This window comes from Streptomyces sp. NPDC102437 (genome assembly GCF_044765565.1).
Taxonomy (GTDB): Bacteria; Actinomycetota; Actinomycetes; order Streptomycetales; family Streptomycetaceae; genus Streptomyces.
In genome coordinates, this window is record NZ_JBIWKI010000028.1 from 1 (window position 1) to 13,445 (window position 13,445).

The 13,445-nt window shown below is 64.5% G+C and carries 10 protein-coding genes and 1 pseudogene; 6 read left to right on the forward strand and 5 right to left on the reverse strand.

Annotation, left to right across the window (positions count from 1 at the left end; translation table 11 throughout):
- Positions 1-152: 152 nt before the first annotated feature.
- On the reverse strand, positions 153-941 hold the full coding sequence (locus tag ACIRJP_RS29450) for a class E sortase (protein WP_404180423.1): 789 nt from the start codon (positions 939-941) through the stop codon (positions 153-155).
- Between the two features lie 86 nt (positions 942-1,027).
- Between ACIRJP_RS29450 and ACIRJP_RS29455 the strand changes: the two genes are divergently transcribed.
- Positions 1,028-2,035, forward strand: coding sequence for an SEC-C metal-binding domain-containing protein (locus ACIRJP_RS29455; protein WP_404180426.1), 1,008 nt, complete (start codon positions 1,028-1,030; stop codon positions 2,033-2,035).
- A 134-nt stretch (positions 2,036-2,169) separates the two neighbouring features.
- Positions 2,170-2,373 (forward strand): annotated as a pseudogene (locus tag ACIRJP_RS29460) (cytochrome P450); the annotation flags it as partial.
- A gap of 60 nt (positions 2,374-2,433) precedes the next feature.
- Here the strand turns inward: ACIRJP_RS29460 and ACIRJP_RS29465 are convergent.
- Both ACIRJP_RS29465 and ACIRJP_RS29470 read right to left on the reverse strand, forming a co-directional pair.
- Positions 2,434-2,871, reverse strand: coding sequence for a hypothetical protein (locus ACIRJP_RS29465; RefSeq protein ID WP_404180429.1), 438 nt, complete (start codon positions 2,869-2,871; stop codon positions 2,434-2,436).
- 7 nt (positions 2,872-2,878) lie between these two features.
- Positions 2,879-6,352 carry a hypothetical protein gene (locus ACIRJP_RS29470; protein ID WP_404180432.1) on the reverse strand — a complete coding sequence of 1,158 codons (3,474 nt, stop codon included), beginning with the start codon at positions 6,350-6,352 and terminating at the stop codon, positions 2,879-2,881.
- 130 nt (positions 6,353-6,482) lie between these two features.
- On the opposite strand from ACIRJP_RS29470, the gene ACIRJP_RS29475 reads away from it, so the two are divergent.
- Both ACIRJP_RS29475 and ACIRJP_RS29480 read left to right on the forward strand, forming a co-directional pair.
- On the forward strand, positions 6,483-6,992 hold the full coding sequence (locus ACIRJP_RS29475; RefSeq protein ID WP_404180435.1) for a GNAT family N-acetyltransferase: 510 nt from the start codon (positions 6,483-6,485) through the stop codon (positions 6,990-6,992).
- 95 nt (positions 6,993-7,087) lie between these two features.
- Positions 7,088-10,225, forward strand: a complete 3,138-nt coding sequence (locus ACIRJP_RS29480) for a DUF3427 domain-containing protein (protein ID WP_404180438.1) — start codon at positions 7,088-7,090, stop codon at positions 10,223-10,225.
- Here the strand turns inward: ACIRJP_RS29480 and ACIRJP_RS29485 are convergent.
- The gene (locus ACIRJP_RS29485) at positions 10,222-11,205 is read right to left on the reverse strand and encodes a YDG/SRA domain-containing protein (protein WP_404180441.1); all 984 of its coding nucleotides are present in this window, start codon (positions 11,203-11,205) and stop codon (positions 10,222-10,224) included. The two genes, ACIRJP_RS29480 and ACIRJP_RS29485, sit on opposite strands and share 4 nt — an antisense overlap.
- A gap of 179 nt (positions 11,206-11,384) precedes the next feature.
- Positions 11,385-12,014 carry an ATP-binding protein gene (locus ACIRJP_RS29490; RefSeq protein ID WP_404180444.1) on the reverse strand — a complete coding sequence of 210 codons (630 nt, stop codon included), beginning with the start codon at positions 12,012-12,014 and terminating at the stop codon, positions 11,385-11,387.
- Between the two features lie 222 nt (positions 12,015-12,236).
- Between ACIRJP_RS29490 and ACIRJP_RS29495 the strand changes: the two genes are divergently transcribed.
- Both ACIRJP_RS29495 and ACIRJP_RS29500 read left to right on the forward strand, forming a co-directional pair.
- On the forward strand, positions 12,237-13,082 hold the full coding sequence (locus ACIRJP_RS29495) for a helix-turn-helix domain-containing protein (protein ID WP_404180447.1): 846 nt from the start codon (positions 12,237-12,239) through the stop codon (positions 13,080-13,082).
- Entirely contained in the window at positions 13,082-13,294 is a 213-nt protein-coding gene (locus ACIRJP_RS29500; RefSeq protein ID WP_404180450.1) for a DUF397 domain-containing protein, read from the forward strand. The genes ACIRJP_RS29495 and ACIRJP_RS29500 overlap by 1 nt, the downstream gene beginning before the upstream one ends.
- The last annotated feature ends 151 nt before the right edge of the window (positions 13,295-13,445 follow it).

Below are 13,445 nucleotides of genomic sequence, written 5' to 3' on the forward strand. Positions count from 1 at the left end.
TCGATCAGCCCCATCACAGACGGCATCCGGCACCTCCACCGTAGAGAAGACACGACGTGTCATCTCTACTGCGGAAGAAGCTCCTTCACGCCTGACCAGCGGAAACCCAGCTATCACAGCCGGAAAGACAACGGCTTCTTAGTGCGACGCCGCTACCGCGACCGGACATCCACGAGTTTTCCCCATACGACAAGCCGGTACCGGGAGGTGAATTCGGGCGTGCAGGTAGTGAGCGTCACATAGGTACCGGCCTCGGTGTACCCGGTGTACGGCTTCACGTTGCTGCGCGGGATCGCGGCGATGACACCGCCGTCGCGCGGGCTCGTCCGCGCGAGCGTCCGGTCGACGGTGTACGTGTACACGGCGTCCCGGGTCTCGACGGTGATCCGGTCCCCGCGCCGCAGCCGGTTGATGTACCTGAAGGGTTCGCCGTGCGTGTTGCGGTGCCCGGCGAGCGCGAAGTTCCCGGGCCGGCCGGGCTGCGCGGTGCGCGGGTAGTGCCCGACGTACCCCTTGTCGAGGACGCCGCTCTTGCTGATGCCCTGGGCGACGGGCGCGACGAGCCCGATCCGTGGGATGCGGATGACGGCGTACGCCTGGTCCCACCGGGGCGCGGAACGGGCGGCACGTCCCCCGCCCGACGCCCCACCGGACCCGCCGGGCCCGCCCGGTTCCCCGGCCGCTCCCCCGCCCCCGGGATCAACGCCGGGCACCACCCCGGCTCCCCCGCGCTCCTCCCCCCACTCCCGCTGAAGAGCCCGCACCTGGTGCTCGGCCCCGGAGCGGGCCTGCCGGTTGGTCCACCACAGCTGATGAACAACGAGCAACAACAGGACGACGCCGAGGGTCACCACCAGCTCGGCACCCGTCCAGAGCCCGCGCGCGGCGACCCTGCGCCCTCGCGAGTTGCGCTGCACCACCACCGGTATCCGCTCCCGCACGGCCGCACGATAGGCCCCCGGCCCGTAACTCACCAGGCCTGGAACAACTCTCCGCCCCGGAGCCGTACAGCAGTACGGTGTGGTCCATGCGCCCCGACACGCCTGCCGACCACACCACCGAAGCCGAGCGCCTGCTGCGCGCCGCGGCGCGGTACCCCGAGGACCGTGAGCCGCTGCTCCTCCAGGCCGCGGCCCATCTGGAACTCGCCGGCGACCGCGCCCGCGCCACCACCCTCTACGACGAACTCCTCGGCTCCCCCGACCTCGATCTCGACCACCCGCACCTGGTCAAGGCCCTCAACGCGGCCAACCTGTGGGAGTACGGCCACGAGGCGGAGGCCCGCGCGATCATCGAAGGCATCCGCGCCGCGGGCCCGCTCGACCCGGGCCCCTGGGAGATCGTGGCCGAGACCCTCGAAGCCCACGACGAACTCGAAGCGGCCCACGACTACTTCTCGACCGCGCTGACGCTGCTCCTGACGCCGGGCGAGGAGGTCCCGTACGCCGTCCAGTCGCTGATTTTCGGCCGCCACCGGGTACGCAGGCTGATGGGCGTCGACCACGACTCCTGGGACGAGCTGGCCGACACCCTGCACACCGCCGCCGTCCCGCTGGACGAGCTCCACGACCCGAAGCGCCTGTGGTCGCTGGGCTCCTCGGACCCGGGCGAGCTCCGGGCCGAGATCACCCGCCTCCGCGCCGAGTTGGGCACGTACCGCACCGCGCTGTCCCGGCCGTTCCCCGTCGCGGTGCTGCACTGGCCGGCCACCGAACTCACCGAACTCCTCGCCGCCTACCCGGACCTGCGCGAGGAGTACCCCTCCCACCCCGAGCACCTGGCCCGCCTGGAGTCCGCCCTCCGCGACCTCCACCAGGCCGGTACCCCGAACCTGGGCATCGTGACCGGCACGGTCCCCTCGTACGAGGCGTTCGCCGCCTCGGAGGCCGCGTCCCCGTCCGACCCGGGCCTCCTCCCCCAGTACGCCACCACCCTCGCCGCCCGCGGCCGCGCGATCCCCTGGCCCCCGGCCCGCAGCGCGGCCTGCTGGTGCGGCTCGGGGCGGGCTTACCGGGAGTGCCACGGGGCGGACTGAATGTCGGCGGTGCGGAGGGGCGGGGTCGGGTCCGGGCATGCCTCGGCCGGCCACGCTCCTCACCGGCACTGAGGGCCCGCCTCGGATGTGCCCGTCTCCATGCGGTGAGCCCCCGCCCCATCAGGCGAATTCACCCGAACCCCCACGCTTCCTTCGGCGACGGCCCGCACGTCTGCCTGGGCGCGCGCTTCGCGCGGCTGCGGCTGCGGGTGCTGCATGAGGTGGTGTGCCGAACCCTGCCGCCGGGCCGACTCGAACTCGCGGGCCTGCCACGCCGCCTGGTGTCGAACTTCACCAACGGGGTGAAATCGCTTCCGGTGCAGGTGGGTGAGGTCTGAAATCCAATTCGGGGGAATGCCCTCCACGCCCACATTGAATGGAAGACCACGCGGCAGACTTCAGGTGGTCGCCGGAGGCAAGGGAGACCGAGACGGAGCGTTCAGAAAACGTGGATCAGCGAGTACGCGTGCAATCAATGTTGCCCTTTTCCCTTCGGACAGCATGCGCATGAGCGTGTCCAGAGCCTTCTGGACGATGTAGCAGTCGCGGTGCTCGAACCGTACGGGGACATCGTCCCAGCCGTCTCGGACGAGGCACAGCCTGTACGTACCGTCGGGGTTCCCGCTGGGATACCAGCCCAAGTCGATCACGTCGGCAGACATGTCAACCGCCCACCCGTCGCCCGTATAGGCAATTCGCTGAGCAGAGAGAATGTCTTCACTGAAGTACGCCTCGATTTCGGCGGGTGTCGGTGGTTCCTCTGGAGGGAACTCCACGAAGATATTAAAGATGACGGCCCAGCCGGCGGGGAAGCGCAGAGGCATCAGTTTACGCATGGATCGGCTAGCCATTCCTTGTCATTCTTGGGTGTGAATGAACAGATCCTGGTTTCGTTGATTCGGTAGGGTGCTCCGGATCCAGGTCGGTTATTTCCGCCCGCATCCAATAAGCCTCCTTATCATTGGCCCATCCGATTTGATTATCAAATTTCTTGAAAGCGTGGAAAGTTCCGCCTCCCTGGGGGTCTCGTTCGCCGTTTAGTAAAGTATCACGCTCCAGCTCCACCACTTGGGCTTCTGTAAGCGAAAAGAGGAATTGTCCGGGGCCGTCATTCTTGCTCGCTTCGCGCCTCTGGTCGGCGTTCTTTCCCTTCCAATGCTTTGCGTCTGAATAGTTGCGGGGGGCGACGTGCCTGGCTCGGTCAATCGTCTCACGCCAGCGCTTCTCTGCGTTCTCCTTTGATTCTTCATCTGGGTCGATGTCTTTGACGTCGTGGCGGCGTGCGTACGCCTCGCACTCGACTCGAAGAGCGTCCAGCTCGCGCTTGACGTCTTCGTCCTTCTCATTTCCGCCGAATAGTTCAAGTGCGACCATGGCGTTATCGGCGAGTGCAACTATGTACTCAAGCTCGGCTATTTTTCCAGCTGTCCTTCCGGATGGATCATCAATCTTTCTCAGTGCGGCAATAGTGTCGCTCGCCTTGGAGTGGATCTTCTCTGGCGTAGACGCCATGAGGATTCGTTTCGGCGGCACAAAGATGAGGTGGTGCCGTCGCCCCTGCATTTGAAAGGGAATGCGAACTGTCTTCGATTTACCATTTTCATTCTTGACGTCGGTGCTTTTTTTACCCGAATACCCTCTGCTGGTCCCAGTTCTTTCTTTGAGTTTGCTCCAGAGGGCTTTACCTTTCTTGACGATGAAGCTCACGATTTTGTCGATGGCCCTGTTCACCGGGCGAGCGACGGCGTGGAAGACGGATTTGACTTTGTTGGCGAGGGATCCGATGCCGAGGAGTGAGGCAAGAAAGCCGATCAGTAGCGGCACACTGGCCGCGAGGGCGGCCTCGACCATCTTCGGGACGCCCGCCGAACCCCCGTTGGCGATGGCGATCACCGCATCCAGGACGGCGTTGACGAACTCCACGATCTGGGCGCCCTGGTTCACGATGAACGTGACGATGTCGATGATTCCCTTGACCGCGCGGACGAAGGCGGAGGCGGGGTTGAGGAGGGAGATGATCCAGGTGATCCCGGCGATGATGACGGTGGGGATCAGGTAGCTGGTGAGTTTTTCGAGGATGGTGGCCTTGAGGTCGCCGGCCTCGGACTCGATCTCCTTGACGGCGCCCGCGGGGCCCTCGGTGGCGAGTTTCTTCGCGACGGGGACGGAGGACTCGACGGCGGTCATCGCCTGGTCGGGGATGCCCTTGCGCGTGATGCGGGCGCGGATGTTGGCCCAGGTGAGGCCGAGGAGGGAGCCGATGAGCTGGATGATGCCCTTGAGGTCGAACTTCTGCGGGAGTTCGAGACCCGCCTTGACCGCGGTGCCCAGCAGCCAGGACACGACCCCGGTCTTGAGGTGGGTGGCGATGTTGGTGACGAAGAGCTGAAGCCCGGCACCGACTGCCTTGACCAGGTTGCCCAGGAAACCGATGGGGTCCTTGATGATCTTCATGATCGCGGAGGCGGCCTTGGCCAGGATGCCGAGGAGAAGGTTCTTCAGCTCGTTGATCGTCTTGATGACGCCGACGATCGCGTCCTTCGCCTTGTCGATCAGCCCCTTGTTGGCTTCCTGGAGCTTCTTGATCTCCTCGTCGACCTTGTTCAGCGCGGCGGTGTACTTCTGGGCGAGGTCCTGGACGAGCTGCTCGGACTTCTCGTTGACGGTGGCTTCGAGGTCGTCGAACTTCCCCGCGAAGTCCTTCGCCGCGTCCTCGCCGAACTGCTTCAGGTCTGCGGGGAGCTTGTCGACCTCGGCCTTCAGCTCCGCCCGCCCCTTCGCGATACGGGCCTTCGCCCTGCCGAGCTCCGCGCCGATGATGTCGGCCACCGACGAGATGACCGTCTGCATCTTCGCGACGTAGAGCTTGCGGGCCTCCTGGTAGAGGTTGTTGGCCTCCTTGGGCAGGCCCGCGAACTTGTCCTTGACCCACCGCGCCTTGCCCGTCCACCCCGAATACCGCTTGTCCTTGTACGCCTTCATCCGGCGTTTGTGGTCGGCGGTGAACGCGTCGCGGGCCGCCTTCTCGCCCGAGGTGAATGCCTCGTCGACCTTCTTGTCGAGGCCGGACAGAGTGGTCTCGACGTCCTTCTTCGTCCCGTCGTAGACCTTCTGGAGCTTCGCCGTGACCTCGGCGCGCTTCTTCTCGTCCTTCGACTTCGTCTCACCCTTGCCGCCGTCGACCTGCTTGCCCGCGGAGGCGCGGGTCGCGGTCAACGCGTTCATGGCCTGCGCCCCGGAGGCCGCCGCCCCGGCCTTCGCGGTACTCAGCTGCTGAGCCTCGGCAGCCCTGCCCTTTGCGGGAGCCTTCGCGGAATCGGTCTCGGCGGTCTTCTTGGCCGAGAGAGCCTGATCGAATTCCGGCTCGTTGCCCTTGACGAGCTGGTCCTCGGTGACCTCCGCGTCCGCCATCGCCTGGTCGTTGGCGGCCGGCCCCTCGGAGAAGTCCGTCACGGGCGCGGGCTGCTGGGCGGGCACGGCATCCGCCGCGGACGGAGCGCCGGGGTTGCCCGGCGCCTGATCCGGGGTCATCGGGGTGACCGGCTTGTCCTTCGCCGCAGCCGTGTCCGGCGGAGCCTTCGTAGCGGTGTCGATGTCCTTGGCGGAGGAGTCCTTCCCGTCCTTGACCTTCCCGTCGACCTCGCCCTTGATCTGGTCGGCCTTGCCGGACTTGGAGAACTTGTCGGCGTCGTCGAGGTTCTTCGGCGCCTGCGCGTCGATCGCCTTGTTCACCGCGTCGATGAACGCCTGCTTGTTGAACTCGCCGGGCTTCGCCGCGTTCATCTTCTCGGCGTTCGCCGCCTTGCCCTGGGCCTCCTTGTCGTCGGGGGGTGCGACGGCCGCGTCCTGCGCGGACTTGGACTCGGCGGCGGCGGGGACGTGCGCGGCCAGGCGGACCTTCTTGGCCGCCACGTCCGCCTTGACCTTGCGGAAGCCGGGGGCCTGGGCGGGAGACGGTTTCACCGGGGCCGTATAGCGCTGCGCGACCAGACGGGAGACGGCCCTGTTGCCCGCCGCGCGTTGCAGGCGCTGCACGCTGCGGGAATCGGGGGCCGGACGGTCGGCCGACGGGCGGTGGGGTGGGGGCGCTTGCGAACGTGACACTTCGGGCTTAAGTGTCACGTTCTCCTGAAGGGGGGTAACCCTGCGGCCGGGTTCGGAGGCGGGGCCGTTCCCCGGAACCGCCTTCATCCGCCCTCCCGGCCCGTCGCTGCCGCGTACCCCACCGTTTCGGCCAACACACCAAGGAGAAACATACGAAGCCCGGAAGGCCCTACGGAAGACCAACTCCGTTATCTGCCACCGGACTTGCCCCAACGGGCACCCTCACTGCGCGAACGGGAACACGGAAGCGCACACCCCCGAAGGCCACGCGGCCACCACCCCTCCCGGAACCTCGCCAGCAAAACAAATCCACCGAGCAGTCCGGAATCCATATGGTTCTGCCATGCCCGAACTCCAGCGTCTCCGCCCCGACCACGCGCCCGCCCTGCTCACTTTCGAGCAGGAGAACCGCACGTACTTCGCCGCATCCGTACCGGACCGGGGCGACGCCTACTTCACCGACTTCGCCGCCCGCCTCACCGCCCTGCTCACCGAACAGGACGCCGGCCTCTGCCACTTCCACGTCCTGGTCGCCCCGGACGGCGAAGTACTGGGCCGCTTCAACCTGGTCGACGTCGCGGACGGCTCGGCCGAGCTGGGCTTCCGCATGGCCGAGAAGGCCACCCGCCGAGGCCTGGCCACGGCCACCGTCCTCCACCTCTGCACCCTGGCGGCCACGGAATACGGCCTGACCACCCTCCGCGCATCAGCCGCCCTCGACAACACGGCCTCCCGAACCGTCCTGACCCGCGCGGGCTTCGCCCCCACGGGAGAAGAGGTCCAGCTGGGCGGCCAGCCAGGCTTGGCCTACGTGCGGGGCTCGCGCGGAGGGCCCGAAGACGGGGCCCAGTAGCCGCCGTCCCAACGCAAAGGCGCAGGCAACCGGTGGCTTGTCAGTGCCACTTGATACAACTGCATACGTAGCTGGCGAGACGAGGGGATTCCGCCATGCCCAACGAGGTAGCAGGCAACGCAGCTCCGGTCGCTGGGCTGTATGAGACGCTGATCACCCAGCGCCTCGAAGATCGTATGAAGCAGTTCGACTCCGCGGGATGGCGCTCCATCGACGAAGTGGTTGGCGTTGAATCTGCACCAGCCGTACTGACCCGCCACATTGCGAACGTCGTGCGAAGAGTCCTCCAGGGCCTCTCGCTTGCGGAGCAGGTAGTCGCCGCAAACCACATCCTGGATTCGCTCAGCACCATCGAAGGCGCGACCGAGTGGGTCGACCTCGTCCTCGAAGGCCCGCGCCAACTGCTCGCAGTCGCAGAGCAAAAGGAGCCCGGCGTCTACGCAGTTCGCCCGGCGACTCCCCTCTCCGAGACAGCGCTCATCACCAATTCCCCCGAAGACCCGAGCCTGGGATTTGAGCTGCGAGCCGAGTTGGCTACGGCAGACCGCGTCGACCTCCTCTGTGCCTTCGTGAAGTGGCATGGACTCCGAGTCCTTGAGCAGTCGCTCTCCTCCGCGCGCGATCGCGGCGTCCCCATCCGCGTGCTGACCACCACCTACATCGGAGCCACCGAGCGTCGTGCGCTGGACCGCCTGGTCCACGAATTCGGTGCTGAGGTGAGGGTCAACTACGAGCTCCGCTCCACACGCCTGCATGCCAAGGCGTGGCTCTTCCGTCGCGACAGCGGCTTCGATACTGCGTACGTAGGTAGCTCGAACCTCTCCAAGGCGGCACTGCTCGATGGGCTCGAATGGAACGTGCGACTGTCGTCGGTGGCCACCCCGCCTGTCATCCGCAAGTTCGAGGCAACATTCGATGCCTACTGGAGCGAGCGCTCCTTCGAACCGTACGACCCCGACAGCGACGCATCACGACTCGATGAAGCGCTCGCCCAGGCTGGCGGGTCCAGCCGGAACGGAAGCCCCGCCATCACACTCTCCGGACTTGAGGTTCGTCCTTACCCTCACCAGCGCGACATGCTCGAACGTCTCGAAGTGGAACGCATCGTCCACGACAGGCACCGCAACCTCCTCGTTGCCGCGACCGGGACGGGCAAGACCGTGATGGCGGCCTTGGACTTCAAGCGCCTGCGGCAGACGCTAGGCCGCCATCCGCGGCTGCTCTTCGTCGCTCATCGCAAGGAGATCTTGGAACAGTCGCTGCGCGTCTACCAGAACGTATTGGTGGACGCGAACTTCGGCGAACTCTTCGCCGGAGGGGAGATCCCTGACGATTGGACGCACGTCTTCGGCAGCGTCCAATCGCTCAACTCACGTGCGCTGGACCGCCTCGCCCCAGACCACTTCGATGTCATCGTGATCGACGAGTTTCACCACGGTACGTCTCCGACGTACCGGCGGATCCTGGATCACTTCAAGCCGCAGGAGCTCCTCGGGCTCACTGCAACCCCGGAACGCATGGATGGACTGAACATCCAAGACGAGTTCTTTGACGGTCGGATCGCCGCTGAGATGCGCCTCTGGGAAGCTCTAGAGAACGACCTCCTCAGCCCCTTCCACTACTTCGGTGTCACCGACAACACCGACATGAGCGCCATCGCCTGGAAGCGTGGATCGTACGACGCCGGGGACCTCAGCAACCTCTTCACTGGCAATGACGCACGCGCCAGGCTCGTAGTGCAGGCCGTGAGGGATAAGGTTGCCGACCCGGGCTCGATGCGTGCCTTGGGCTTCTGCGTGTCAGTCGCACACGCACTCTTCATGGCCGACTTCTTCCGCCGAGCCGGCCTCAACGCGGTCGCGCTGTCCGGCGAGACCCCGCGCCATGAGCGCAAGGACGCCCTGGATCGGCTCAAAGCCGGAACGCTCCAAGTCATCTTCTCTGTCGACCTGTTCAACGAGGGACTCGACATTCCCGACGTCGACACCTTGCTTCTCCTGCGCCCCACTTCCAGCGCCACAGTGTTCCTCCAGCAGCTGGGCCGTGGCCTGCGTCGGACCGAGGACAAGGCCGTTCTCACCGTCCTGGACTTCATCGGTCAGCACCGCAAGGAGTTCCGCTTCGAGGAGCAGTTCCGCGCGCTGACCAACCTCACCCGCAATCGTCTGCTCACCAACATCGAGCACGACTTCCCACAGCTGCCATCTGGCTGCCAGATCATCCTTGAGTCGAAGGCCAAGGATCTGATCATTGACAACATCCGCAGCCAGATCAGTGTCAACGTCACTCAACTCGCCCGCGAGGTCGCCGACTACGCCGAGCCGCAACTCGCCAGCTACCTCCGGGAGAGCCGTCGAGAGCTCAAGGAGCTGTACCGCAACGGAAACTCATGGACAAGCCTGCTGCGTCGGGCGAAGCTTCTCCCCGAGCCCGCGCCAGGCGGCGAGTCCCCGCTACTCAAGCGCATCTCAGCCTTCCTCCATGTTGATGACCCACTCCGAGTCGCCGCCTACAGCAAGCTGCTCATCGACGATGCCCGCTCGTACAGCGAGCTCAGCGAACAGGAGCAGGCTTTCGCTCGCATGTTCTTCTTCTCGCTGTGGCCACTGGGCGGCGGCTTCAGCAGTTACCAGGAGGGCTTCGACACTCTTCGCCCTCAGCACGCCTTCCGCGACGAACTCCGCCAGGTCCTCGCTCACGTCCTGGACCAGGCTGACCACGTACCCGTCCCCCTGCTCGGCGAGCATGCGAGCCTGCCGCTGTCGGTCCACGCCTCGTATAGCCGCGAAGAGATCCTCCCCGCCCTCGGACAGTCCTACCTAGGTGGCTTCATGCCGGGGCACTTCCGCGAGGGCGTGAAGTGGTGCGAGAAAATCCAGACCGACGCACTGCTCATCACCCTCGAAAAGGACGAGAAGGACTTCTCTCCAGAGACTCGCTACAAGGACTACGCCCGGAACGAGCACCTGTTTCACTGGGAGTCTCAAAACCAGACCTCGGAGACGTCCCCCACCGGAATCCGCTACCAGACCCACAAGGAGAAGGGCACCCACGTCCTCCTCTTCGTCCGCCGCTACAAGAAGACGGACATCGGCGGGCCGCAGCCGTGGATGCTCCTTGGCCCTGCCGAGTACGTCGAGCACAAGGGCAGCAAGCCTATGGGCATCGTCTGGAACCTCCGTCACGAGATGCCAGCCGACGTGTGGACCTACTCAGCAATCGCTGCGGGTTAGCCGTCCAGGTCACCTATGCGCCAGAAGCGGCGGTGTGCTCGCAGGAATCGCCTCCTGACACGATGCTGTTCCACCATCCTCAGCGGAACCGACCGCGAAGTCAGACCTGCTGCATAGCGATCCACAACGCAAAAATCATCGGTCAGGTAGAGAGCGCCGCGATCAAGTCGCACATGACAGTTGGGGCATAGGCACAGCACGTTTCCTTCGACATCGGGACCACCGGCAGAGCCCCCGAGTGCCTGTATATGCGCGCCCTCGGCGTAGCTCTTGCCGTCCGCCCCAACTGTCAGAGCTAGGCCGCAAATCTGACACGTGTACTCATGCCACTGCTTGACCCGGCGGACAACAGCCGTGTCTCGGACGATGCGTTCAACCGTGGTCGTCCGTCGCTGCGTGGCCGCCTCAGACGTGTCAGCGCCGCTCTGATCGACCGTCCCCTGTCCTTGCTGGTCGAGGATGTCTCGGACCTGCTGCTCAACGGGCGTCAGTTCCTGTTTCTCAGCTGGGAGGCGACGCAGCCTAAACCGACAGATCTGAAATCCTGCCTTGCCGACTTCGGTCCACTCCTCGACAATCTCGTAGAGACCGTCGTACCGGTAACCACTCGCAGGCGAATAGTCTCGCTCCCCGTCGCTTCCTCGTATGACACGTATAGGGTTGATCGATATCCGACTTCTCCGCAGACCTGCGTTCCCACGGTTCTCCCAAGTCTGATCCTCTATCTGCCGACCAGTATTCCGATCCCGGCCCCCAGCACCTGTATAAACGACCTCATCCCACTGATCGAGATCGTCTTCATAGCCCTGATTCAGCACGATCGCGTCGGCAGCCCTTTCCCTCTCGTCATCAAGGCCCCACGAAATCCCTGCCTCACGCTCCTTGTGAAGCTTGGCATCCTTGACAGCCTGCCGAGAATCAAAGTGGGCGCCCGGAAGAAACCCATCCACATGTCCGAAGAAAGCTCTGTACGCAGCCATGCGAACATGCTTCCGACCATTCGAACATTTTCAATCACTCCTGCCACCCTGCTGCGACAAGTGGCTTAATTTCGACGCCACTTGACCTAAAACAAATCACCGATCAAGCCCGATCCGGCACTTCATCGAGGCCATAGGCACGCGCGGCCGGGGAGAGGTGGGGGACCAGCCTTGACTGCTCACTCAACCACCGCGGCTTCGAAGTGCGTTTGCGCACAGTCGAGGGCGTCGTCTGGATCGCAGCCGTGGGCACGGAGCCAATGAAGGAGATCCACAATCAGGTCGATTGCCAGCTCCCTCCCCAACGCCAGACCCAGCCGGTCACGGCGGCCTCCCACCCCGACACTGCCGAGCCCACAAAGGCTCAACAAGGTCTCGGCTTTGTCGACTTGCGGGCTATCGACGTGATCGCTTGATGATCGAAGGCCGGTGGACAGCTCACACCAGGTGACCTTGGAGTCGCCTCGAAGGATGACACCCCAGCGATCCGCCACGCCGTCCACAAGGGCCATCCCCCTCCCCGTCTCGCTTCCATCCGCTGCCGCGACGAGCCTTGGGATTCCCCGCAGGTCAGGATCACTCACTTCAACTCGGAGGCGATCGCCGTTCATAGAAACGGCCAAGCAACACGGCGTCCCGGGGCCCACGTGCGTGAGCACGTTTGCAACCAGTTCCGTAACGCAGATCTGCGCCGCGTAGACAACCCCTGGCAAACCCCAGAGCTCCAGGTGCAAGCGCATCACTCGCCGCAAGCCGGCGAGCTCTTCAGCCTCAGCCAGGAACGCCAGGTCCCACGCCTTCCTGTCCATCGCAAAGCGACACTCACCCAAGCCGATCACCCTTACATCGCTTGACGGTCACCCTATGTAACCCATGCGTCTCATACAGTGGCAGTGAAACTCTCAAAATGGAACTCTCACGACGCGCCTCTGGGAGCACGCCACTCAGTGCACGCCCCCGGAGTGCGCTGCCTTGCTCAATGTGCTCCACGCGATGCACGCTCTTGAGGATCAACGTGGAGGATCTCAGCCATGCCAGTCGGACCAACCACCCGCAGACGCCAACTCGGCGCAGACTTGCGCCGCCTCCGCGTAAACAAAGGCCTCACCCTGGAAGAGGCTGGAGCTCGGGTTGGCATCTCCAAAGCAACCTTGAGTCGCTACGAGAAGAAAGAGGGCGCGGTCAAGTGGCCGGCCGTCGACGCCCTGTGCCGCGAGTACGGCGCTTCGGACCAGGAGCGGGCATCGCTGGTCGAACTGGCCAAGGGAGCCAAGATTCAGGGCTGGTGGCGCTCATTGGCCGACCCGATTCCCGAGTCGATGAACCTCATGCTGACCCTCGAAGACGAGGTGATCAGCGAGGATCACTACGCCTGCATGTACGTGCCTGGCCTACTCCAGACGCGCGAGTACGCAGAAGCGGTGCACCGCGCCTCGGAACGGCGCTGCCATGACCAGGAGATCCACCACATGGTGGACATCCGCATGAAGCGGCAGGAACTCCTCAACCGGACCGAGCCACCGCACATCTGGGCAGTGATTGATGAAGCAGTCATCCGACGCATCGTGGGTGGCCGCGAGGTCATGCGCGATCAGTTGAAGCATCTGTGTGAACAGGCCACTCGGCCGCACATCACGCTGCAGATCCTGCCGTTCGAAACAGGCGCCCATGCGGCAGCAGTGGGCAGCTTCGTCGTCCTCGGCGGCCCCTCACCCGAACTTGACGTCGTGTACGTGGACATCCTTGGCGGTGGTCTCTTCATGGAGAAGACGCAGGAACTTGCGCGCTATAAATTGGCGTTCGAGTACCTGCGTGCGCAGGCGTTGGATATCGAGCTGTCTGCCACGCTCCTGGATCGAGTCTGCGGAGAGCTCTGATGGATCGCGAACAAGCGCACTGGTTCAAGTCGTCGCACAGCGGCGGAAGTGGCACGGAGTGCGTCGAAGTCGCCGACCTGGACTCGGTCATCGGGGTGCGTGACTCGAAGCGGCCCCGCGGAGTTCGACTGACTGTGCAACGAAGCGCCTGGACCGAGTTCGTACGAAGCCTGCGAAGTTCTGCGCACCAAGAGCTCTCGGAGCACTCGTAGCCATCAGGCACGTCAGCGACCGTCGATTCTCCGAGGCGCCTGGGCGATGACGGGTAAGGATCCCAGATCAGACATTGCTCGGTCAGTGCGGGAGACGTCAGTTCTCCGGCTTCACCCTGCAACACACTTCACACCCCCTTGGTACGAGGGT

Bases quoted from the DNA above. Each gene is read 5' to 3' on its own strand.
- ACIRJP_RS29490 (WP_404180444.1), bottom strand. From the start codon at position 12,014: ATGGACAGGAAGGCGTGGGACCTGGCGTTCCTGGCTGAGGCTGAAGAG.
- ACIRJP_RS29455 (WP_404180426.1), top strand. From the start codon at position 1,028: ATGCGCCCCGACACGCCTGCCGACCACACCACCGAAGCCGAGCGCCTG.
- ACIRJP_RS29495 (WP_404180447.1), top strand. From the start codon at position 12,237: ATGCCAGTCGGACCAACCACCCGCAGACGCCAACTCGGCGCAGACTTG.
- ACIRJP_RS29465 (WP_404180429.1), bottom strand. From the start codon at position 2,871: ATGCGTAAACTGATGCCTCTGCGCTTCCCCGCCGGCTGGGCCGTCATC.
- ACIRJP_RS29475 (WP_404180435.1), top strand. From the start codon at position 6,483: ATGCCCGAACTCCAGCGTCTCCGCCCCGACCACGCGCCCGCCCTGCTC.
- ACIRJP_RS29500 (WP_404180450.1), top strand. From the start codon at position 13,082: ATGGATCGCGAACAAGCGCACTGGTTCAAGTCGTCGCACAGCGGCGGA.
- ACIRJP_RS29480 (WP_404180438.1), top strand. From the start codon at position 7,088: ATGCCCAACGAGGTAGCAGGCAACGCAGCTCCGGTCGCTGGGCTGTAT.
- ACIRJP_RS29485 (WP_404180441.1), bottom strand. From the start codon at position 11,205: ATGGCTGCGTACAGAGCTTTCTTCGGACATGTGGATGGGTTTCTTCCG.